Below are 21,673 nucleotides of genomic sequence, written 5' to 3'. Positions count from 1 at the left end.
CGCTCCCACATTCGACCGAGTTCCACTTCTGGAATGCGAGCAAATGTGGGAGCGGGCTTGCTCGCGAAAGCTATTTCAGCGGCTCAGGTACATCCGCGTCGTAAGCAGATACACCGGCAGCCCCGACACTAGAATCAACAATGCCGCATAGGGCGCCGCTGCCGCGAATTCCACATTCGAGGTGTGCGCCCACACGGCAGTTGCCAAGGTGTTCAGCCCGGTCGGACTAAGCAGCAACGTCGCCGTCAATTCCTTCATCGCATCCAGGAATACCAGCGCAAACGCCGCCCCCAATGCCGGGAAAATAATCGGCAGCGTCACCCGGCAAAACGCACTGAACGACGACGCGCCCAGCGTTCTCGCCGCCTCTTCCAGCTGGGGTGCTGCTTTGTTCAGCGCCGTGCGGATCGGCGCCTGGGCCAGGGGCAAAAACAGCAGCGCATAAGCGATCAGCAGCAATGCCGACGTTTGATACAGCGCCGGCACGTAATGCAGGGCGAAATACACCAGTGTCAGCGCAATCACCAGGCCGGGCAGGGCGTGCAGCAGGTACGGCAGACGCTCGGCCCACAGTGCGAGCTGGCCCTTGTAGCGCACCACCAGCAAGCCCACGGGCACGGCAAACAACAGGCAAAGCGCGGCGCCGCCCAGGGACAGCGCCAACGAAGAAAGCAGCGCCTCGCTGATCTCAGCTATCGGAAATGCCGCCGAACTGCCCACTGCCAGCCAGTAACCGAGCATGCCCAGTGGAATGCCGCTGCCGATGATCGCCAGGAGCAGGCAATACAGCTGCCCCAGCGCCGCCCATTTGCCGAGTCGAACCTGTTCGGCATGCCGCGCCGCGCCCTGGCCGGTACGCACGTGTCGGCCCTTGCCGCGCACCCGCAGCTCCAGCCAGAGCAGCGTCAGGCACATCACCAGCAGCACCGCCGAGAGCATCGCCGCATTGGCGTTGCTGAACTCCAGCTCGAATTGCTGGTAGATCGCGGTGGTAAACGTCTGCAAGCCGATGATCGACAAGGCGCCGAACTCCACCAGCATATGCAGGGCAATCAACAGTGCCCCGGCCAGCAGTGACGGCCACAGTAAAGGCAAGGTGATGCGAAAGAACACGCCCCAGCGATTCAGGCCAAGGGTGCGGGCCGATTCTTCCAGGGATGGATCAAGATTGCGCAGGGTTGCCGCCACCGGCAGAAACACCAGCGGGTATTTGGACAGGGTCATCACCAGGATCGCTCCGCCCAACCCTTCAAAGTTGGCGCTTAACGAAACCCAGGTAAAGCTGCTGACAAACGCCGGCACCGCGAACGGCAGGCACAGGATCACTCCCCAGATCCGCCGCCCCGGCAGGTTGCTGCGTTCCAGCAGCCAGGCCAGGGACAAGCCGATCACGCCGCAGGCCACGGTGACGCCGACCATCAGCGCCAGGGTGTTGCGCAGCAACCCGAATACATAGGGCCGCCACAGCAAATGCACCGCCTCGGCCCATCCTGCCTGCCAGGCCTTGAGGCCGACATACGCCAGCGGCAACAGGCTCAGGCCTACCAGCAGCAGGACTGGTAGCAGCAACCAGATCGAAGGGCGTTTGCGTCTCGGCGTAAAACCCCCGCGCAAGGCGAGGGCGGGGAGCGATGGGTTCATCAGTTCAAGCCAACGTCACGTTCCAGTTCCAGGGCTTCTTCGGCGTTGCCCAGGTCGGCAGGGGTGACTTTCGGCGGTTGCAGCTCGCTGAAAGGCTTGAGGCCGCGGTTGGATTCCATGCCCTTGCGCAGCGGGTATTCGGCGGAAGTGTTGGTGATCACCCGCTGGCCTTCTTCGCTGGCCATGAATGCCAGCAGTTGCTGGGCTTCCTTTGGATGCTTGCTGGATTTCAGTGCAGCCGCGGCAGACACGGTGATCAGGCCACCGGCATCGCCGTTGGTGAAGTAGTGCAGCTGCGAATCCAGGTTGGTTTTTTCTTTCTTCAGGGCGAACCAGTAGTAGTTGTTCACCAAGACAGTGGCGACTTCGCCATTTTCCACGGCCTTGAGCGCAACCATGTTGTTGCTGTAGACCTTGCCGAAAGCGCGCAGGCCGGTCAGCCACTCTTCAGCCGCTTCGCGACCGTGCAGCTTGATGATCGCTACGGCTTGTTCCTGGAACGCGCCGCTGGTGGGCACGAAACCGACCTTGCCTTGCCACTCGGGCCCGGCGAAATCCAGTACCGACTTGGGCAGGTCTTTCTCGGCGATCAGCTTCGGGTTGAAGGCCACGACGCGGGTGCGTGCGGTTACGCCCATCCAGGCGCCGTTGGCGGCCACGTATTCCTTCGGCAGAACGTCGAGGGTGCTGGCGTCGATGGTTGCCAGCAGGCCTTGCTCGCCGAGTTTATTCAGCGGCGGCGATTCTTCGGTGTAGATCACGTCGGCAGGGGAGCGGTCACCTTCTTCGACGACCTGGCTGGCCAGCTGGTTGCTGCTGCCCTTGCGCACATTGACGTGGATGCCGGTCTTGGCTTCGAAGGCCTTGGCAAGTTCATCGCCGACCTCCTTGTGTTGGCCGTTGTACAAGGTCAGTGCAACCTTGTCGGCAGAATAGGCAGCGGGCGAGAGCAGGGTCAGGCCGAGCAGAGTGATGGTCAGGCCACGCAGAAGGGATGTCTTGAGACGGGTATCGCGGATCATCATCCGGGGTTTTCCTCACTTGAGTGCAACAAATCCTTACAAGGATAAACGATAAAACTTCTCAAGTGCGGACGAGGGGGGAAATCACCGGTCAGGTTTTCAAACCCCGGAAACGAAAAAACCCGCTTTCGCGGGTTTGATCTGAATTTGGTGCCCAGGAGAAGACTCGAACTTCCACGACCTTGCGATCACCAGCACCTGAAGCTGGCGTGTCTACCAATTTCACCACCTGGGCAACATCAACAACGTTGCCGTCGTCGATGGCGCGCACTATACGGAGGCTGTTTTGAGCTGTAAAGCCCTGCCATGAAAAAAGTCTGGAATATTTCGCCGACGGTCGCGCAAGGTGCATTCCAAGGGCTACAAAGTGCTTTTACGGGCTTGTTGACACCTGAAATTTCCCGTTTCAATACGCGTATGCCAAACTAACCCGCATATAGACAAGGTGAAAACTCTCTAATGGCCGATTGGCAGTCCCTCGATCCCGAGGCCGCTCGTGAAGCGGAAAAATATGAAAACCCTATTCCTAGCCGCGAACTGATCCTGGCGCACCTCGCCGATCGGGGTTCGCCTGCTAGCCGCGAGCAGCTGGTTGAAGAATTCGGTCTGACCACCGAAGACCAACTCGAAGCCCTGCGTCGCCGCCTGCGCGCCATGGAGCGCGATGCCCAGTTGATCTACACCCGCCGCGGCACCTACGCGCCGGTGGACAAGCTCGACCTGATCCTCGGCCGCATCGCCGGCCACCGTGACGGTTTCGGCTTCCTGATCCCGGACGATGGCAGCGACGACCTGTTCATGAGCCCTGCGCAAATGCGCCTGGTGTTCGATGGCGACCGTGCCCTGGCGCGCGTTTCCGGCCTCGACCGTCGCGGTCGCCGTGAAGGCGTGATCGTCGAAGTGGTGTCCCGTGCCCACGAGTCCATCGTCGGCCGTTACTTCGAAGAAGGCGGCATCGGCTTCGTGGTGCCGGATAACCCCAAGGTCCAGCAGGAAGTGCTGATCACTCCGGGGCGCAATGGCGCCGCCAAAGTGGGCCAGTTCGTCGAGGTGAAAATCACCCACTGGCCCACTGCGCGCTTCCAGCCACAGGGCGATATCGTTGAAGTGGTCGGCAACTACATGGCGCCGGGCATGGAGATCGATGTTGCGCTGCGCACCTACGATATCCCTCACGTCTGGCCTGAGGCTGTGCTCAAAGAAGCCGCCAAGCTCAAGCCGGAAGTCGAAGAAAAAGACAAAGAGAAGCGCATCGACCTGCGTCATCTGCCGTTCGTCACCATTGACGGCGAAGATGCCCGCGACTTCGACGATGCGGTCTACTGCGAAGCCAAGCCTGGCAAACTGCGCCTGTTCTCCGGCGGCTGGAAGTTGTTCGTCGCGATTGCCGACGTGTCCAGCTACGTGAAGATCGGTTCGGCCCTGGACAACGAAGCCCAGGTGCGCGGCAACTCGGTGTACTTCCCCGAGCGCGTCATCCCGATGCTGCCTGAGCAGCTGTCCAACGGCCTGTGCTCCCTGAACCCGAAAGTCGACCGTTTGGCCATGGTGTGCGAGATGACCATCTCGAAAACCGGCGAAATGACCGACTACCAGTTCTACGAAGCGGTGATTCACTCCCAGGCGCGCCTGACCTACAACAAGGTCAGCACCATCCTGGAACAGCCGAAAACCAGCGAAGCCAAGGCCCTGCGCGGTGAGTACGGGCATGTCGTGCCGCACCTCAAGCAGCTCTACGCGCTGTACAAGGTGCTGTTGGGCGCTCGTCACGTGCGTGGCGCGATCGACTTTGAAACTCAGGAAACCCGGATTGTCTTCGGTTCCGAGCGCAAGATCGCCGCGATCACCCCGACCACGCGCAACGATGCTCACAAGCTGATCGAGGAATGCATGCTGGCGGCCAACGTGGCCACCGCAGAATTCCTCAAAAAGCACGAGATTCCTGCGTTGTACCGGGTGCACGACGGCCCGCCGCCGGAGCGTCTGGAGAAGCTGCGCGCGTTCCTCGGTGAGCTCGGCCTGTCCCTGCACAAAGGCAAGGACGGCCCGACGCCGAAGGACTACCAGGCTCTGCTCGCGAGCATCAAGGACCGTCCGGATTACCACGTGATCCAGACCGTCATGCTGCGCTCCCTGAGCCAGGCGGTGTACAGCGCCGATAACCAGGGCCACTTCGGCCTGAATTACGAAGCGTACACCCACTTCACCTCGCCGATTCGTCGTTACCCGGACTTGCTCACGCACCGGGCGATCCGCAGCGTGATCCATTCCAAGCAGAACACCCCGCACGTCAAGCGTGCTGGTGCCATGACCATTCCGAAGGCACGGATCTATCCGTACGACGAAGCGGCCCTGGAACAGTTGGGCGAGCAGTGCTCCATGAGCGAGCGCCGTGCCGACGAAGCCACCCGCGACGTAGTGAACTGGCTCAAGTGCGAGTTCATGAAAGACCGCGTGGGCGAGTCGTTCCCGGGTGTGATCACCGCCGTGACCGGTTTTGGCCTGTTCGTCGAATTGACCGACATCTACGTCGAGGGTCTGGTACACGTCACCGCCTTGCCGGGTGACTACTACCACTTCGACCCTGTGCATCACCGCCTGGCGGGCGAGCGCACCGGTCGCAGCTTCCGTCTGGGCGATACCGTGGAAGTGCAGGTCATGCGCGTCGACCTCGACGAGCGCAAGATCGATTTCGGTATGCCTGACAAGCCGGCTGAACCGACTGGCCGTAAAAAACGTGGCAGCGAAACTGCAGCCCCGGCCAGCAAAGGCAAAGGCGCTCCTGCGAAAGCAGCGGTCGCCGAGCCTGCGCCAGCCAAGCCTGCGCGTCGTTCGTCTGCCAAGGACAAGGCCCCCGAAGCCTACCGCCCTAGCGATGCCGCGGCGAAAAACGCCGAGCTGCGCAAGAGCCGCGAGTTGAAGCAGCAGTTGCTCAACGAAGCCAAAAGCGGTGGTAAAGCGGCGTCTGGGGGAAAGTCCCGCGAGGCGGAAAAGCCGTCGAGCAAGCCGAGTAAACACCGTAAAGGCCCGCCAAAAGCGGGTTCGGCCCCCGCGAAAAGCGGCGGGTCGCGCAAACCTAAGGCCAAGTCATGAGTCTGGAAAAAATCTACGGCGTACACGCCGTAGAAGCATTGCTGCGTCACCACCCGAAACGCGTCAAGCAGGTGTGGTTGGCAGAAGGCCGCAGTGAGCCGCGTGTTCAAGCGCTGGTCGAACTGGCCAATCAGAACAAAGTTGCCATCGGCCAGGCCGAGCGGCGCGAGATGGACGTCTGGGTCGAAGGCGTTCACCAGGGCGTGGTAGCCGACGTCAGTCCAAGCCAGGTCTGGGGCGAAGCGATGCTCGACGAGCTGCTCGACCGCACCGAAGGCGCACCGCTGTTGCTGGTGCTCGACGGCGTGACCGATCCGCACAACCTCGGCGCCTGCCTGCGTTCGGCGGATGCTGCCGGTGCGTTGGCGGTGATCGTACCTAAAGACAAGTCGGCAACCTTGACGCCTGTCGTGCGTAAAGTCGCCTGCGGTGCGGCGGAAGTGATTCCGTTGGTGGCCGTGACCAACCTGGCGCGCACCCTGGAGAAACTCCAGCAGCGCGGCCTGTGGGTCGTGGGTACGGCGGGAGAGGCCGAGGTCAGCATTTATGACCAGGACCTCACCGGCCCGACCATCCTGATCATGGGTGCCGAAGGCAAGGGCATGCGTCGCCTGACCCGTGAGCATTGCGATTACCTGGTGCACCTGCCGATGGCCGGTAGCGTCAGCAGCCTCAACGTTTCAGTCGCAACGGGCGTCTGCCTGTTCGAAGCCCAGCGCCAGCGCGGCGCCAAGGCTAAAGCCAAGAAATAACCAAGTCTGGCGCAGGTCAAAATGTGGGAGGGGGCTTGCTCCCGAATACGGTGTATCAGTCAGTGCATTTGGTGACTGGCACATCGCTTTCGGGAGCAAGCCCCCTCCCACATTTGTTTTTGTGGTGTATGGGGGCTGTTCAAATAATCACCAATCACCTTGCACCCTTTCTCCCCCTTCTCTACAATTGCGCCCCTTGCCTTCATGGCAGGCACGCATGTGCCTCCCTTCGGCAAGATCCATAAGTGTCATTCACTCCTTGTCTGACCGTTTTTGAGCGGCAGGCTACAACCCGTAAGGAGCATTCATGCGTCATTACGAAATCATCTTTTTGGTCCACCCGGATCAAAGCGAGCAAGTCGGCGGCATGGTAGAGCGTTACACCAAGCTGATCGAAGAAGACGGCGGCAAAATCCACCGTCTGGAAGATTGGGGCCGTCGTCAACTGGCCTACGCAATCAACAATGTTCACAAGGCTCACTACGTGATGCTGAACGTTGAGTGCACTGGCAAGGCCCTGGCCGAGCTGGAAGACAACTTCCGCTACAACGATGCAGTGATCCGTAACCTGGTCATCCGTCGCGAAGAAGCCGTTACCGGCCAATCCGAGATGCTCAAGGCTGAAGAAAACCGCAGTGAGCGCCGTGAGCGTCGCGACCGTCCTGAGCACGAAGGCGCTGAAAGCGCTGATAGTGATGACAGCGACAACAGCGATAACGCTGACGAGTAATCCACGGACCTTTTAAGGAGCCTATCAAATGGCACGTTTCTTCCGTCGTCGTAAATTCTGCCGCTTCACCGCTGAAGACGTGAAGGAGATCGATTACAAAGATCTCAACACTCTGAAAGCCTACGTATCCGAGACCGGCAAAATTGTTCCAAGCCGCATCACCGGTACCAAAGCTCGTTATCAGCGTCAGCTGGCCACCGCTATCAAGCGCGCCCGCTTCCTGGCCCTGCTGGCCTACACCGACAGCCACGGCCGCTGAGACCGGGCAGTCGACAAGTAGTAAGGGATTGAATGCATGCGCGCCTTAGCTGAGTTCATCATGCGCGGTCGTGTGCAGGCCACTCTGGTAGTGGCTGGATGTGCAGCATTGCCGTTGTTGTATTGGTTGGGTGCTGCCGCGGGTTGCCTTGTGCTTCTGCGGCGCGGTTTGAAGGACGCCCTTGGCGTTCTTGCCCTGGGAATACTGCCGGCCTTGGTCTGGTGGTTGAAATTCGATGATCCACGGGTACTTCTGGTACTGCTCGGTTCATCGACCCTTGCGTTGGTTTTGCGCGCAAGTGAGTCCTGGGTCCGTACGCTGCTGGTCAGCGTGGCATTGGGGTTGGTGTATTCACTGGCGCTTGGCGCGGCTTTCCGCCCGCAAATCGAGGCGCTGGCGCAGGAGATCATCAAGATCCTGCCGCTGGCCCTCGGGGATCTCTACCAGCAGTTATCGGTAGAGGAGCGAGCGCGCTTTGCGTCAGTGGTTGCACCGATGCTTACCGGCCTGATAGCGGCACTGTTGCAGATTGTCAGCTTGCTGAGCCTGATTCTTGGGCGTTACTGGCAGGCGTTGTTGTATAACCCGGGTGGTTTTGGTCGCGAGTTTCGCAGTATCAGAATCCCCGCTGGACCGGCGATGTTGCTGCTGGCGTTCATGGTGGTCGGGCCGACTTTTGGCCTGGCGCTGTTGGTGCCGTTGTGCAGCGTACCGTTGGTATTCGCCGGCCTGTCCCTGATTCATGGGCTGGTGGCGCAAAAGCGACTGGGCAGATTCTGGCTGGTGGGGTTGTACGTGACGCTGTTGCTGTTCATGCAGCTGATCTATCCGTTACTCGTGGTTTTGGCCATTGTCGACGGCCTGATTGATTTTCGCGGTCGTCTGGCGCCGAAAGACGCCGATAACGCGAACGGTGAAGGTTAAAAGTTAGAGGATTTTCACATGCAACTGATCCTTCTGGAAAAAGTCGCCAACCTGGGCAACCTGGGCGACAAAGTGAACGTTAAGGCCGGCTACGGTCGTAACTACCTGCTGCCATACGGCAAAGCCACCGCTGCAACCGCTGCCAACCTGGCTGCGTTTGAAGAGCGTCGTGCTGAGCTGGAAAAAGCAGCAGCAGACAAAAAAGCTTCGGCCGAAACTCGCGCTGCCCAACTGGCTGAGCTGGAAGTGACTATCACTGCCACCGCCGGTGACGAAGGCAAGCTGTTCGGTTCGATCGGCACCCACGACATCGCTGATGCACTGACCGCCTCCGGCGTTGAAGTGCAGAAGAGCGAAGTTCGTCTGCCGAACGGCACCATCCGCAACGTTGGCGAATTCGATGTAGCCGTGCACCTGCACGCTGAAGTCGAAGCAACCGTACGCGTTGTTGTGGTAGCAGCTTAAGCAACACCTAACTGACTGGCACCTCGCGTGCCAGGCAGTTAACATCGGGCACGATCCTGTTCACAGGTCGTGCCTTTTGTTTTTCTGTAGCTCCTGATTCTCCAACTATTCCAAGTGGCCATGAACGATATCTCCGCTCCTGAGCAATATGACCTGCAAACCGCTGCCCTGAAGGTGCCGCCGCATTCCATCGAGGCCGAACAGGCCGTGCTCGGTGGCTTGATGCTGGACAACAACGCCTGGGAACGCGTGCTGGATCAAGTCTCGGACGGCGATTTCTACCGTCATGACCACCGCCTGATCTTCCGCGCCATTGCCAAGCTGGCCGACCAGAACTCACCGATCGACGTGGTGACCCTGGCCGAGCAGTTGGACAAGGAAGGCCAGACGTCCCAAGTGGGCGGCCTGGGTTACCTGGGCGAGCTGGCGAAAAACACGCCATCGGTTGCCAACATCAAGGCCTATGCACAGATCGTCCGTGCGCGGGCCACGTTGCGCCAGTTGATCGGCATCGCCACCGAGATCGCCGACAGCGCGTTCAACCCGGAAGGCCGCACCGCCGAAGAGATTCTCGACGAAGCCGAACGGCAGATCTTCCAGATCGCCGAGGCCCGGCCTAAAACCGGCGGCCCGGTCAGCGTCAACGACTTGCTGACCAAGGCCATCGACCGTATCGACACCTTGTTCAACACCGACAACGCCATCACCGGCCTGTCCACCGGCTACACCGACCTCGACGGCATGACCAGCGGCCTGCAGCCAGCCGACTTGATCATCGTCGCCGGCCGTCCGTCCATGGGTAAAACCACCTTCGCCATGAACCTGGTGGAAAACGCCGTGTTGCGCAGCGACAAGGCCGTACTGGTTTATTCCCTGGAGATGCCAGGCGAATCGCTGATCATGCGTATGTTGTCGTCCCTGGGCCGCATCGACCAGACCAAGGTGCGTGCCGGCCGCCTGGAAGACGACGACTGGCCGCGGCTGACCTCGGCGGTCAACCTGCTCAACGATCGCAAGCTGTTTATCGATGACACCGCGGGCATCAGTCCGTCGGAAATGCGCGCGCGTACCCGACGCCTGGTGCGTGAGCACGGCGACATCGCCCTGATCATGATCGACTACCTGCAGTTGATGCAGATCCCGGGCTCCAGCGGTGACAGCCGGACCAACGAGATTTCCGAGATTTCCCGCTCGTTGAAAGCCCTGGCCAAGGAATTCAACTGCCCGGTGGTTGCCCTGTCGCAGCTCAACCGATCTCTTGAGCAGCGTCCGAACAAACGCCCGATCAACTCCGACTTGCGGGAATCCGGAGCGATCGAGCAGGATGCTGACGTGATCATGTTCGTATACCGGGACGAGGTGTATCACCCGGAGACCGAGCATAAAGGCATCGCTGAAATCATTATCGGTAAACAGCGTAACGGGCCAATCGGCACCACGCGTCTGGCCTTCATCGGTAAATACACCCGCTTCGAGAACCTGGCGCCGGGCAGCTATAACTTCGAAGACGAGTAAAAGCGCTGCCCGCCAATTCCGACTGCAAAGGTCGGAATTGGTCAAATTTTGTGCTATATTCCGCGCCCGCGATTTTTCATCTCAACACCGGTCACCGTCATGCAAACAGCCAAGCCGTTATTTGACTATCCCAAGTACTGGGCCGAATGTTTCGGTCCTGCGCCATTCCTGCCGATGAGCAGGGAGGAGATGGATCAGCTTGGCTGGGATTCATGCGACATCATCATCGTCACCGGTGACGCGTACGTGGACCATCCGTCGTTCGGCATGGCAATCATCGGCCGGCTGCTGGAGTCCCAGGGCTTTCGCGTCGGGATCATTGCCCAGCCCAACTGGCAGTCCAAAGACGACTTCATGAAGCTCGGCGAGCCGAACCTGTTCTTCGGCGTCGCGGCCGGCAACATGGACTCGATGATCAACCGCTACACCGCCGACAAGAAAATCCGCTCCGATGACGCCTACACCCCAGGCGGCATGGCCGGCAAACGTCCGGACCGCGCGAGCCTGGTCTACAGCCAGCGCTGCAAGGAAGCCTACAAGCACGTGCCGATCGTGCTCGGCGGCATCGAAGCCTCCCTGCGCCGCATCGCCCACTACGACTACTGGCAGGACCGTGTACGCAACTCGATCCTGATCGACGCCTGCGCCGATATCCTGCTGTACGGCAACGCCGAGCGGGCCATCGTCGAAGTCGCCCAGCGCCTGTCGTGGGGCCACAAGATCGAAGACATCACCGACGTGCGCGGCACTGCGTTCATTCGCCGTGACACGCCCGAAGGCTGGTACGAGGTGGACTCCACCCGTATCGACCGTCCGGGCAAGATCGACAAGATCATCAACCCGTACGTGAACACCCAGGACACCCAGGCCTGCGCCATCGAGCAGGAAAAGGGCCCGGTCGAAGATCCGGAAGAGGCCAAGGTCGTACAGATCCTGGCAAGCCCGCGCATGACCCGTGACAAGACCGTGATCCGTCTGCCGTCCGTGGAAAAAGTCCGTGGCGACTCGGTGCTGTATGCCCACGCCAACCGCGTGCTCCACCTGGAAACCAACCCGGGCAACGCCCGCGCGCTGGTACAGAAGCACGGCGAAGTGGATGTGTGGTTCAACCCGCCGCCCATTCCCATGACTACCGAAGAAATGGACTACGTGTTCGGCATGCCTTACGCCCGTGTTCCACACCCGGCGTACGGCAAGGAAAAGATCCCGGCCTACGACATGATCCGCTTCTCGGTGAACATCATGCGTGGCTGCTTCGGCGGCTGCACCTTCTGCTCGATCACCGAGCACGAAGGCCGAATCATCCAGAACCGTTCCGAAGAGTCGATCATTCGCGAAATCGAAGAGATCCGCGACAAGGTGCCAGGCTTCACCGGTGTCATTTCCGACCTCGGCGGCCCGACCGCGAACATGTACCGCATTGCCTGCAAGAGCCCGGAAATCGAATCCGCGTGCCGCAAGCCATCCTGCGTGTTCCCGGGCATCTGCCCGAACCTGAACACCGACCACTCGTCGTTGATCCAGCTGTACCGCAGCGCCCGTGCGTTGCCGGGTGTGAAGAAGATCCTGATCGCTTCCGGCCTGCGCTACGACCTCGCGGTCGAGTCGCCGGAGTATGTGAAGGAGCTGGTGACCCACCACGTCGGTGGTTACCTGAAGATCGCCCCGGAACACACCGAGGAAGGTCCGCTCAACCAGATGATGAAACCGGGCATCGGCAGCTATGACAAGTTCAAGCGCATGTTCGAGAAGTACACCAAGGAAGCGGGCAAGGAGCAGTACCTGATTCCTTACTTCATCGCCGCCCACCCGGGCACCACCGATGAAGACATGATGAACCTGGCCCTGTGGCTCAAGGGCAACGGCTTCCGCGCCGACCAGGTGCAGGCGTTCTACCCGTCGCCAATGGCCACCGCCACGGCGATGTACCACTCGGGCAAGAACCCGCTGCGCAAGGTCACCTACAAGAGCGACGCGGTGACCATCGTCAAGAGCGAAGAACAGCGCCGCCTGCACAAGGCCTTCCTGCGCTACCACGACCCGAAGGGCTGGCCGATGCTGCGTGAAGCATTGACTCGCATGGGCCGTGCAGACCTGATCGGGCCGGGCAAGGAGCAACTGATCCCGTTGCACCAACCGTCCACCGACAGCTACCAGAGCGCCCGTCGCAAAAACTCGACGCCGGCTGGCAGCCACAAGGTTGCGAAGGAAACCACCACCAGGATCCTCACCCAGCATACCGGCTTGCCGCCCCGTGGCAGTGACGGCAGCAACCCGTGGGACAAGCGTGAGCAAGCCAAGGCCGCGGCCATGGCGCGCAACAAGCAGGCCGCCAAGGAGCGCACCGACGCCGCCAAGGGCAAAGGCAAGAAGCCAGCCCGCAAGCCGGTCGTGCCGCGTTGATCGCTGCCTGAAACGCAAAAACGCCAGCCTCGTGCTGGCGTTTTGCTTTCTAGCGGGTGGGTAGCCTGTTTGTTAAGGTGGCGCCCATTCGAGCGCCATCGCAGGCAAGCCAGCTCCCACATGTGACCGGGTTTCAGCATGAGAATGCGGTCGAATGTGGGAGCGGGCTTGCTCGCGAAAGCGCCAGTTCAGACACCACCCATTTCAAGGAAGAACACCCCCATGAGCAGCCCCCTGCTTGGCATCGGCATGGACTCCAACCGCTCCCAGTTCATGGCCCGCCAGCGCATCGAAAGCCAGATCAACCTGCCACGCCTGTTTGCCGCCATCGACGCCGACCCCGGCATCGTGGGGGCGGGTGTGGTGTATATCGATGCCGACTTCAACGTCGTCACCCTGCGCGAATTCCAACCCATCTGCAGCATTGCGCCCAAACGCGTGATCCTGCGGGAAGCGCAGCGGTACATAGCGCCGGCGCAGTTCGCCCAGCAGGTGCAAGACAATCCCCGTGAATCGCGGCTGGTGGGTGAAGCGATCAACACCACGCTGTCGTGTGCCGGTGCAGTCATCGGCTGGGTAGTGGTGCTCAGCGGCTCTGTCGCGATACCGTTTTCGGCGGGTGCCAGTACGGTGGTCGCAGCCCTCGGCTACACCGCTGCGGCAGCCAGTACCGTTCAGTGTTTTGCCGGTGGCTACCGGACCGTCAACGAAATAAGAAATCCGTCGCGCAACGACGAGCTCGACGGCGAGGAATGGTATCAATACACGATGATCGCGTTGGACGCCGCATCGTTGGTCGGAGTCGGTGCATCGTCACTCACCACCCTCAAGTTGGTCCGGCTGAATAAGGCGACCACCGGCAAAAGTGTTCGGGAGGTACTGAAAGGCTTGAATCGACAAGAGCGCGCCAAACTGACCAAGGAGTTGCTGAGCATTAACGACCCTCGCTTGAGCTCGAAGATGCTCAAGTTGCGACAGTTGTCAGGTGAGCTGCCCAAGCGCTTCACGCCCACACAGGTCAAGCACGCAACGGTCACGCAAATACAGGATGCGTTGGGCGCCTCGATTGGCTTCACGGGCAGTGCGCTCTCCGGGAATGTCCGAACCATTGCCGTAGGTCTATACGAGGAGATTGAGCAATGAACCAAGCACCGAGCATTCGTGCCTTTCTATCCCGGTACTTTCCGGTTTTCATGGGGGCGATATTTGCAGCGGTATTTTCCCTGGTCTTCGCGGTGCCTTTGTTTTTTGACAGCTATTTCCGGGACCTTCCCCTGGCGGATAACGCCAAGTACTCCTTTCTCGGCGGAATCGCTCTGACGTTGGTCATCGTGCACTGCAACTTCATGATCGCCCGCGGACGCCCGCAATGGGTGTGGCCGCTGGTGGTGTTGCTGGGGCTTTGTCTTGTGTGTGTGCTGCCCACGATCGAGTACCGACCGCATCCATTTATTTATGGCATGAGCGTGCTGTTGCCGTTGCTGGCGCTGCTGGTGCTTAACAGCAAGCGCCACCGCGAAATGCGCCAGAAACTGGTCGAAGTGCGCCACCTGCGTGAAGCCGTGATCGCCAGGCACAAAGCCCGTTGACTGGGTAGATTCACCACCCACCCTCACACTCCCGCCACAAATATGTGCAACCCTCGCACCACGACGGCAGCCATCGCGCCGTTTTGGTGCTGTACTGCACCGGGTCCCACGATAAAGCGCAATGACCACTGCTCTGGCATAAGTCTTGCGCGCTTTGTTTCCATGCCCTGGCTCGCAGGAGGCCGCCGTGTCGATTCATGTCGCGTTGCACCACGTTACGCATTACCGCTACGACCGCGCGGTCGAACTCGGCCCACAGATTGTTCGTCTGCGTCCGGCGGCCCATAGCCGCACGCGGATTCTTTCCTACGCGCTGAAGGTGCTGCCGGAACAGCACTTCATCAATTGGCAACAAGATCCCCAGGGCAATTACCTGGCGCGTCTGGTGTTCCCGGAAAAAACTGACGAACTGCGCATCGAAGTCGACCTGGTCGCGGAGATGGCGGTATTCAATCCGTTCGATTTCTTCCTGGAACCCTACGCCGAAAAAATCCCGTTCAGCTACGCCGCCGATGAGCAGCGCGAGCTGGCGCCGTACCTCGAAACATTGCCGCTGACCCCGAGATTCGCCGCGTATCTGGCGGGTATCGACCGCACGCCGTTGCCGGCGGTGGATTTCCTGGTGGGCCTGAATCAGCGTCTGGCCGCCGACATCGGCTACCTGATTCGCATGGAGCCGGGGGTACAAACTCCGGAATTCACCCTGGAAAACGCCTCCGGTTCCTGCCGGGATTCGGCGTGGTTGCTGGTGCAACTGCTGCGCAACCTTGGGTTGGCGGCACGGTTTGTGTCGGGCTATCTGATCCAGCTGACCGCCGATGTCAAAGCCCTCGACGGCCCATCCGGCACCGAGGTGGATTTCACCGACCTGCACGCCTGGTGCGAAGTGTATTTGCCCGGCGCCGGCTGGATCGGCCTCGATGCCACCTCCGGTTTGTTCGCCGGTGAAGGTCATATCCCGTTGGCCTGTAGTCCTGATCCTTCTTCCGCGGCGCCCATCAGTGGCCTGGTGGAACCCTGCGAGTGCGAATTTACCCACGAGATGTCCGTGGAGCGGATTTGGGAAGCCCCCAGGGTTACCAAGCCCTACACCGAAGAGCAGTGGCTGGCGATCCAGGCCCTGGGCCGGCAGATCGACGGTGACCTGCACAAGGACGACGTACGCCTGACCATGGGCGGCGAACCCACCTTCGTTTCCATCGACGACCCCGACGGCGCCGAATGGAACACCGCCGCCCTGGGCCCGGACAAACGCCGGCTGTCCGCCGAGCTGTTCCAGCGCATGCGCAAGCACTACGCACCCAAGGGCCTGGTGCATTTCGGCCAGGGCAAGTGGTACCCCGGCGAGCAACTGCCGCGCTGGTCCCTCAACTGCTACTGGCGCCGCGACGGCGTGCCGATCTGGCACAACAGCGCGCTGATCGCCGATGAGCAGCAAAGCTACGGTGCCGATGGCGTGATGGCCGGGCGTTTTCTGGCCAGCGTTGCCGAGCGCCTGAAACTGCCCGCGCAGTTTGTATTCCCGGCCTACGAAGACAATTTCTATTACCTGTGGCGCGAAGGCGCCTTGCCGCAAAACGTCAGCGCCGAAGATCCGCGCCTGGAGGACAAGCTTGAGCGCGAGCGCCTGCGCAAGGTCTTCAGCCAGGGCCTGGATAAAGTCATCGGCCAGGTGCTGCCGCTGGCGCGCACGGCGGCCAATGACCGCTGGCAGAGCGGGCGCTGGTACCTGCGGGACAACCATTGCCGCCTGGTGCCGGGCGATTCACCGTTGGGTTATCGCCTGCCACTGGCCTCGCAACCGTGGGTAACGGCGGCGGACTATCCGTTCGTGCACCCCACCGATCCCAATCAGGACCTGGCAGACCTGCCGACCACCTCGCAACTGCAAAGCCATGGCGAGGCAGCTGCCAGCCAAGACCGTATCCCGAAGATCGACGAGTCTGCCGACTGGCTGACCCGCACCGCCCTGTGCGCCGAGGCACGGGACGGCCGCTTGTACCTGTTCATGCCGCCGCTGGAACGGGTCGAGGATTACCTGGAACTGGTGGCCGCCATCGAAGCCACCGCCGAAGAACTGCATTGCCCGGTGTTGCTGGAGGGTTATGAGCCGCCGAGCGACCCACGCCTGAGCAACTTCCGGGTGACGCCGGATCCGGGTGTGATCGAGGTCAACGTGCAGCCGTCCGCCACCTGGGACGAGTTGGTGGAACGCACCGAGTTTCTCTACGAAGAAGCCCGGCAAACCCGCCTCACCACAGAAAAATTCATGATCGACGGGCGCCACACCGGCACCGGCGGCGGTAACCACTTTGTGCTCGGTGGCGCTACGCCCAAGGATTCGCCGTTCCTGCGGCGTCCCGATCTGCTGCGCAGCCTGATCAGCTATTGGCATAACCATCCGTCATTGTCCTACCTGTTTTCCGGCCTGTTCATCGGCCCGACTTCCCAGGCACCACGGGTCGACGAAGCGCGCAACGATGCGCTGTATGAGCTGGAAATCGCCTTCGCGCAGATGCCCGAAGCGGGCGAAGAATGCCCGCCATGGTTGGTGGACCGCCTGCTGCGCAACCTGCTGATCGACGTCACTGGCAATACCCACCGCGCCGAGTTCTGCATCGACAAGCTCTACTCGCCGGACGGTGCCACCGGCCGCCTGGGCCTGCTGGAATTGCGTGCCTTTGAAATGCCGCCCCACGCCCGCATGAGCCTGACCCAACAATTGCTGCTGCGGGCACTGGTCGCGCGGTTCTGGCGTGAACCCTATGCGCCGCCGAAGCTGGCGCGCTGGGGCACAGAGCTGCATGACCGCTTCCTGCTGCCGCACTTTATCGAGCAGGATTTTGCCGACGTGATCGTCGAGTTGAACGCTGCCGGTTATCCGCTGCGGGCCGAATGGTTTGCCGCGCACCTGGAGTTCCGTTTTCCCAAGGTCGGTGACTACGCCGTCAGCGGCATCGAACTGGAATTGCGCCAGGCCCTTGAGCCCTGGCATGTGATGGGCGAGGAGGGCGCGGTGGGCGGTACGGTGCGTTACGTGGATTCGTCCCTGGAGCGCCTGCAGGTCAAGTTGAGTGGCCTGCCGCCCCAGCGTTACCTGCTGACCTGCAATGGCATCCCGGTGCCGCTGCAACCCACCGGGCGTGTCGGCGAGTTTGTGGCTGGCGTGCGTTATCGCGCCTGGCAACCGGCCAACTGCCTGCAGCCAACGATCCCGGTGCATGCACCACTGGTGTTCGATCTTTTGGACACATGGATGCAGCGCTCGCTGGGCGGTTGCCAGTACCATGTCGCCCACCCGGGCGGGCGCAATTACGACAGCCTGCCGGTGAATGCCAATGAAGCTGAAAGCCGGCGGATGGCGCGGTTTTTCCGCTTGGGACACAGCCCCGGGAAACTGCCGGTGCCGAGTGTGGTGATCAATGATGAATTGCCGATGACCCTGGATTTGCGGCGCTTCCCCAATAAGAATGACTAAATGCGATTCAAAATGTGGGAGCGGGCTTGCTCGCGAATACGGTGTATCAGAAACACATTAAGTGACTGACACTCCGCTTTCGCGAGCAAGCCCGCTCCCACACAAGCCCGCTCCCACAGTTGGATCGCGTGGTTTGTGAGTTAATTCGACTTCCCTTGCCTCTGCCGAGCGTTCCATGCCCGACTTGCTCGACCGTTACCCGCTGACCGCGGGCACTTATCACGAACTGCTGGACGACAGCGGCGCGGTTCGCGCCCATTGGCAGCGGCTGCTCGATCACTTGCAACGCAGCACCCCGGCGCAACTGGCCCAGCGCCAAGCCTTGCTGACTCGGCAGATCCAGGAAAACGGCGTGACCTACAACGTCTACGCCGACCCCAAGGGCGCCGATCGTCCCTGGGAGCTGGACCTGCTGCCCCACGTGCTGGCCGCCGATGAATGGAAGCAACTTGCCGCCGGCATCGCCCAGCGTGCGCGCCTGCTGAATGCAGTACTGGCCGACCTCTACGGCCCGCAACGCCTGATCGCCGAAGGCTTGCTGCCGGCAGAACTGGTGTTCGGCCATAACAATTTCCTGTGGCCGTGCCAGGGCATCCAGCCGCCCGACGGCGCGTTCCTGCACCTGTACGCCGTGGACCTGGCGCGTACGCCGGATGGCCGCTGGTGGGTCACCGCCGACCGGACCCAGGCCCCGTCCGGCGCCGGTTATGCTTTGGAAAACCGCACCATCGTGTCCCGCGCCTTCCCGGACCTTTACCGCGACTTGCAGGTGCAGCACCTCACCGGGTTCTTCCGCACCTTGCAGGAAACCCTGGCCCGCCAGGCGCCGAGCGACGACCAGCCACCGCTGATCGTGCTGCTGACCCCGGGCCGTTTCAACGAAAGCTATTTCGAGCATCTGTACCTCGCCCGCCAGCTTGGCTACCCGCTGGTGGAAGGCGGCGACCTGACCGTGCGCGACGCCACGGTGTACCTCAAGACCCTCAGCGGCCTGCGCCGGGTGCACGCGATCATGCGCCGCCTGGACGACGATTTCTGCGACCCGCTGGAACTGCGCACCGACTCGGCCCTCGGCGTGCCCGGCCTGCTGGATGCCGTGCGCCAGGGCAATGTGCTGGTGGCCAACGCCCTGGGCAGTGGCGTGCTGGAATCCCCTGGCCTGTTGGGATTTCTGCCGAAGATCAATCAATTCCTGTTTGGCGAAGAGCTGATCCTGCCGTCCATCGCGACCTGGTGGTGCGGTGAGCCGCCGGTGCTGGCCGAAGCCCTGGAGAAACTGCCGGAACTGCTGATCAAGCCGGCGTTTCCGTCGCAAAGCTTTACCCCGGTATTTGGCCGCGACTTGAACGACGAACAACGCGAGGCCCTGGCTGAGCGCATGCGCGCGCGGCCTTACGCCTATGTCGCCCAGGAACTTGCGCAGTTGTCCCAGGCGCCGGTCTGGCACACCGTTGACGATCACCTTCAGCACCGCGCCATCGGCATGCGTGTGTACGCCGTAGCCAGCGCCGACGGTTATCGGGTACTGCCCGGTGGCCTGACCCGTGTGGCCGCCGATGCCGATGCCGAAGTGGTGTCGATGCAGCGCGGCGGTGCGAGCAAGGACACCTGGGTGCTCGGCGAACGCGCCCACGGCACCGAGCAATGGCGCGCCCAGCGGGCCATCGGCGCCCATGACCTGGTGCGACGTGATCCGTACCTGCCGTCGCGGGTGGTGGAAAACCTGTTCTGGTTTGGCCGTTATTGCGAGCGCTGTGATGACAGTGCGCGCTGGTTGCGGATCGTCCTTGCCCGCTATGTCGACGGAGACGACCCGCTGGCGCTGCAGGCGGCGGTTGAACTGGGTGAGAACCTGCGACTGTTGCCGGAGGAGGGCGAGTTGCCTGAGCGGCTTCAGGCGGCGTTGCTCGGTGACGACTGGCCGTCGAGCCTGCGGGCCAACTTGCAGCGCTTGCAGTGGGCGGCGTCCCAGGTGCGCGGCAAGCTGTCCCGGGAAAACTGGCAGGCGCTGGTGGAGTTGCAGCGCGAAGCCCTGGAACTGGAAAGCGAAGAGCCGGACTTCGGCGAACTGCTGGATTTCCTCAACCGCCTGGTGATGTCCCTGGCCGCGCTGTCGGGCTTTGCCCTTGACGACATGACCCGCGACGAGGGCTGGCGCTTCCTGATGATGGGCCGGCGCATCGAGCGCCTGCAGTTTCTCAGCAGCAGCCTGGCGGCGTTCCTGCGCGGCGTGGCGGTGTTCGATCAGGCCGGGCTGGAGTGGTTGCTGGAGCTGGGCAACAGCAGCATCACCTATCGTTCGCGCTACCTTGCGGTGCCGCAGCTGATTCCGGTGCTGGACCTGTTGCTGCTGGATGAGCAAAACCCCCACGCAGTGCTGTTCCAGCTGAAACTGGTGAGCCGCACCTTGCGTCGCTTGAATGACGATTTCGGCGTGCCCCGGGAAACCGGGCTGGCGCCGTTGGTGGAGCGCCTGGCGCGCTTTGACCTGGGCTGCCTGGAGAACCCGCTGTTCGGCGAGTCCAGTGTGCGCGCTGCGCTGGACGGCCTGGCCGACCTGTTGCAAGCGGTGGCCGATGAAAGTGGGCAAGTCTCGGATCGCCTGGCCTTGCGCCATTTTGCCCATGTGGACGATGTCAGCCAGCAAACGGTGTCTGTGTGATGAGTGCCCGCTACCAGATTTTCCACGATACCCACTACCACTACGACAGCCCGGTGTCCCTGGCCCAGCAGCTGGCGCACCTGTGGCCGCGGCCTTGCGCCTGGCAGCGCTGCAGCTCGCAGCAACTGGAGATCAGCCCCGAGCCGACCTCGCGCCGGGATGAACTGGATGTGTTCGGCAACCCGATCACCCGGCTGGCATTCGAGCGGCCCCATGATGAACTGCTGGTGAACGCTGGGCTGACAGTGGAGGTGTTGGCGCGGCCGCTGCTGGATTTCAGCCTGTCGCCGGCCTGGGACCAGACCCGCAACGGCCTGACCTACAGCAGCCAGCCGCTGTCGGCCGAAGTGATCGAGGCGTGCCGCTATCGGTTCGAATCGCCCTATGTGCATTTGAAGAAAAGCTTCGTCGAGTTCTCCGAAGACTGTTTCCCGGCCGGTCGTCCGTTGCTGTTGGGTGTGCAGGCGCTGATGCAGAAGATCTTCAGCGAATTTACTTTCGATGCCGAAGCCACCCAGGTCGCCACGCCGTTGGTGGAAGTGCTGGAGCGCCGGCGCGGCGTGTGCCAGGACTTCGCCCACCTGATGCTCGCGTGCCTGCGTTCCCGGGGCCTGGCGGCGCGGTATATCAGCGGTTACCTGCTGACCCAGCCACCGCCCGGCCAACCACGGTTGATCGGCGCGGATGCGTCCCACGCGTGGGTGTCGGTGTTTTGCCCGGTGTCGGGTTGGGTGGATTTTGACCCGACCAACAATGTGCAGCCGGCACTGGAACACATCACCCTGGCCTGGGGCCGGGACTTTTCCGATGTTTCGCCGTTGCGGGGGGTGATTCTGGGGGGAGGGAGCCATGACCCGGAAGTGCGGGTGACGGTGATGCCGCTGGAGTAATGCACATATCTCAAATCGGGACGCGGAGCGCCCCAGGATGCATTCCCACGCGGAGCGTGGGAACGATCACCTATTCAGCGTCTTTCGGTGCTTCGGTTTCGTCTGTAGCCACTGTACCTTCAGCATCCGGGTTCAGTGCACCGGCTTCTTCGTCGGCTGCAATTTTCTTGCGCTGCAGCTTTTCCTCTTTCTTCTGCTCTTTGGCCAAGTCTCTCTGACGTTTGGCGAAGGAGTAATTAGGTTTTGCCAT

At 61.5% G+C, this 21,673-nt stretch carries 16 protein-coding genes and 1 tRNA gene; 13 read left to right on the top strand and 4 right to left on the bottom strand.

Features of this window, described 5'->3' with window-relative positions:
• Nucleotides 1-75 precede the first annotated feature (75 nt).
• From HX786_RS16095 to HX786_RS16085, 3 genes are all read right to left on the bottom strand, one after another.
• Nucleotides 76-1,641 carry an iron ABC transporter permease gene (locus HX786_RS16095; protein ID WP_008439096.1) on the bottom strand — a complete coding sequence of 522 codons (1,566 nt, stop codon included), beginning with the start codon at nucleotides 1,639-1,641 and terminating at the stop codon, nucleotides 76-78.
• Nucleotides 1,641-2,666: an extracellular solute-binding protein gene (locus tag HX786_RS16090; protein ID WP_008439094.1), complete on the bottom strand. Its 1,026-nt coding sequence runs from the start codon at nucleotides 2,664-2,666 to the stop codon at nucleotides 1,641-1,643. The genes HX786_RS16095 and HX786_RS16090 overlap by 1 nt, the downstream gene beginning before the upstream one ends.
• 145 nt (nucleotides 2,667-2,811) lie before the next feature.
• Nucleotides 2,812-2,898, bottom strand: a tRNA-Leu gene (locus HX786_RS16085).
• Nucleotides 2,899-3,122: 224 nt separating this feature from the next.
• Between HX786_RS16085 and rnr the strand changes: the two genes are divergently transcribed.
• The 13 genes from rnr (at nucleotide 3,123) to HX786_RS16020 (ending at nucleotide 21,423) form a co-directional block, all read left to right on the top strand.
• Nucleotides 3,123-5,756, top strand: coding sequence for a ribonuclease R (gene rnr / locus HX786_RS16080; protein WP_003217496.1), 2,634 nt, complete (start codon nucleotides 3,123-3,125; stop codon nucleotides 5,754-5,756).
• The gene (gene rlmB / locus HX786_RS16075; RefSeq protein ID WP_003217493.1) at nucleotides 5,753-6,508 is read left to right on the top strand and encodes a 23S rRNA (guanosine(2251)-2'-O)-methyltransferase RlmB; all 756 of its coding nucleotides are present in this window, start codon (nucleotides 5,753-5,755) and stop codon (nucleotides 6,506-6,508) included. The genes rnr and rlmB overlap by 4 nt, the downstream gene beginning before the upstream one ends.
• 307 nt (nucleotides 6,509-6,815) lie before the next feature.
• Entirely contained in the window at nucleotides 6,816-7,238 is a 423-nt protein-coding gene (gene rpsF / locus HX786_RS16070; protein WP_003217491.1) for a 30S ribosomal protein S6, read from the top strand.
• A gap of 28 nt (nucleotides 7,239-7,266) precedes the next feature.
• Nucleotides 7,267-7,497 carry a 30S ribosomal protein S18 gene (gene rpsR, locus HX786_RS16065; RefSeq protein WP_002551829.1) on the top strand — a complete coding sequence of 77 codons (231 nt, stop codon included), beginning with the start codon at nucleotides 7,267-7,269 and terminating at the stop codon, nucleotides 7,495-7,497.
• Between the two features lie 36 nt (nucleotides 7,498-7,533).
• Entirely contained in the window at nucleotides 7,534-8,421 is an 888-nt protein-coding gene (locus HX786_RS16060; protein WP_003217488.1) for a hypothetical protein, read from the top strand.
• A gap of 18 nt (nucleotides 8,422-8,439) precedes the next feature.
• Nucleotides 8,440-8,886 carry a 50S ribosomal protein L9 gene (gene rplI / locus HX786_RS16055; protein ID WP_003171376.1) on the top strand — a complete coding sequence of 149 codons (447 nt, stop codon included), beginning with the start codon at nucleotides 8,440-8,442 and terminating at the stop codon, nucleotides 8,884-8,886.
• A gap of 120 nt (nucleotides 8,887-9,006) precedes the next feature.
• Nucleotides 9,007-10,401: a replicative DNA helicase gene (gene dnaB / locus HX786_RS16050; RefSeq protein WP_003217484.1), complete on the top strand. Its 1,395-nt coding sequence runs from the start codon at nucleotides 9,007-9,009 to the stop codon at nucleotides 10,399-10,401.
• Nucleotides 10,402-10,500: 99 nt separating this feature from the next.
• Entirely contained in the window at nucleotides 10,501-12,804 is a 2,304-nt protein-coding gene (locus HX786_RS16045) for a YgiQ family radical SAM protein (protein WP_008439091.1), read from the top strand.
• A gap of 222 nt (nucleotides 12,805-13,026) precedes the next feature.
• Nucleotides 13,027-13,947 (top strand): NAD synthetase, encoded by a 921-nt coding sequence (locus tag HX786_RS16040; RefSeq protein ID WP_177022497.1) that lies wholly within the window; start codon nucleotides 13,027-13,029, stop codon nucleotides 13,945-13,947.
• Nucleotides 13,944-14,393 (top strand): hypothetical protein, encoded by a 450-nt coding sequence (locus HX786_RS16035; protein WP_134325642.1) that lies wholly within the window; start codon nucleotides 13,944-13,946, stop codon nucleotides 14,391-14,393. Before HX786_RS16040 ends, HX786_RS16035 begins: the two co-directional genes overlap by 4 nt.
• Before the next feature lie 187 nt (nucleotides 14,394-14,580).
• The gene (locus HX786_RS16030; protein ID WP_178912327.1) at nucleotides 14,581-17,871 is read left to right on the top strand and encodes a transglutaminase family protein; all 3,291 of its coding nucleotides are present in this window, start codon (nucleotides 14,581-14,583) and stop codon (nucleotides 17,869-17,871) included.
• A gap of 175 nt (nucleotides 17,872-18,046) precedes the next feature.
• The gene (locus HX786_RS16025) at nucleotides 18,047-20,533 is read left to right on the top strand and encodes a circularly permuted type 2 ATP-grasp protein (protein ID WP_177036427.1); all 2,487 of its coding nucleotides are present in this window, start codon (nucleotides 18,047-18,049) and stop codon (nucleotides 20,531-20,533) included.
• Entirely contained in the window at nucleotides 20,533-21,423 is an 891-nt protein-coding gene (locus HX786_RS16020) for a transglutaminase family protein (RefSeq protein WP_003217471.1), read from the top strand. The genes HX786_RS16025 and HX786_RS16020 overlap by 1 nt, the downstream gene beginning before the upstream one ends.
• A gap of 70 nt (nucleotides 21,424-21,493) precedes the next feature.
• Here the strand turns inward: HX786_RS16020 and HX786_RS16015 are convergent, their stop codons facing one another.
• Complete coding sequence (locus HX786_RS16015) at nucleotides 21,494-21,673, bottom strand: hypothetical protein (protein ID WP_003217470.1); 180 nt, start codon at nucleotides 21,671-21,673, stop codon at nucleotides 21,494-21,496.

It is taken from the genome of Pseudomonas sp. 21615526 (genome assembly GCF_013386245.1).
Taxonomy (GTDB): Bacteria; Pseudomonadota; Gammaproteobacteria; order Pseudomonadales; family Pseudomonadaceae; genus Aquipseudomonas.
Note: the sequence above shows the minus strand (reverse complement) of the source record. Positions and strands in the feature narration are given on the sequence as shown.